1 rRNA gene is annotated in these 1432 nt (G+C 65.4%); it reads right to left on the bottom strand.

Annotated elements, in window-relative coordinates:
- Nucleotides 1-11: 11 nt before the first annotated feature.
- A 16S ribosomal RNA gene (locus ABG996_RS10625) occupies nucleotides 12-1432 on the bottom strand; the annotation flags it as partial.

The raw sequence follows: 1432 nt of genomic DNA on the forward strand, positions 1-1432 counted from the left end.
TATCTCCCTAGAAAGGAGGTGATCCAGCCGCACCTTCCGGTACGGCTACCTTGTTACGACTTCACCCCCCTCACCCTCCACACCTTCGGCGCCTCCCCCCTCTCGGTTGGGCCGGCGACTTCGGGTGCAGACGACTCGGGTGGTGTGACGGGCGGTGTGTACAAGGCCCGGGAACGCATTCACCGCGGCATGCTGATCCGCGATTACTAGCAACTCCGACTTCATGGGGGCGGGTTGCAGCCCCCAATCCGAACTGGGGCCGGCTTTCCGGGATCCGCTCCCCCTCGCGGGGTGGCATCCCTCTGTACCGGCCATTGTAGCACGTGTGCAGCCCAGGGCATAAGGGGCATGATGACTTGACGTCGTCCCCGCCCTCCTCCGCCTTGACGGCGGCGGTCCCGCGTGGGTTCCCGGCATCACCCGATGGCAACACGCGGCGGGGGTTGCGCTCGTTGCGGGACTTAACCCAACATCTCACGACACGAGCTGACGACAGCCATGCACCACCTGTATGGGCTCCTCTCGGCCACGGGGTCTCCCCCGCTTCACCCATATGTCAAGCCCTGGTAAGGTTCTTCGCGTTGCTTCGAATTAAGCCACATGCTCCGCTGCTTGTGCGGGCCCCCGTCAATTCCTTTGAGTTTTAGCCTTGCGGCCGTACTCCCCAGGCGGGACGCTTAATGCGTTGGCTGCGGCACGGGGGGATCGTCCCCCCACACCTAGCGTCCATCGTTTACGGCTGGGACTACCAGGGTATCTAATCCTGTTCGCTCCCCCAGCTTTCGCGCCTCAGCGTCGGTCTCGGCCCAGAGGGCCGCCTTCGCCACCGGTGTTCCACCCGATATCTGCGCATTCCACCGCTACACCGGGTGTTCCACCCTCCCCTACCGGACCCAAGCCGCGGAGGTTCCGGGGGCTTCGGGGGGTTGAGCCCCCCGCTTCGACCCCCGGCCTGCCGGGCCGCCTACGCGCGCTTTACGCCCAATGAATCCGGATAACGCTCGCCCCCTACGTATTACCGCGGCTGCTGGCACGTAGTTAGCCGGGGCTTCTTCTGCAGGTACAGTCTTGACTCTTCCCTGCTGAAAGCGGTTTACGACCCGAAGGCCTCCGTCCCGCACGCGGCGTCGCTGCGTCAGGGTTCCCCCCATTGCGCAAGATTCCCCACTGCTGCCTCCCGTAGGAGTCTGGGCCGTGTCTCAGTCCCAATCTGGCCGGTCGGTCTCTCAACCCGGCTACCCGTTGTCGGCACGGTGGGCCGTCACCCCGCCGTCTACCTGATGGGCCGCGGAGCCATCCCCTCCCGTCGGGGCTTTAGCCGGGGTGCCATGCGGCACCCCGGGGTATCCGGTATTACCCGTCCTTTCGGGCGGCTATCCCGGGGGAGGGGGCAGGTTCTCCACGTGTTACTCAGCCGTTCGCCACTCGCTTC

The sequence above is a fragment of the Collinsella aerofaciens genome (assembly GCF_039836695.1).
GTDB lineage: Bacteria > Actinomycetota > Coriobacteriia > Coriobacteriales > Coriobacteriaceae > Collinsella > Collinsella aerofaciens_BD.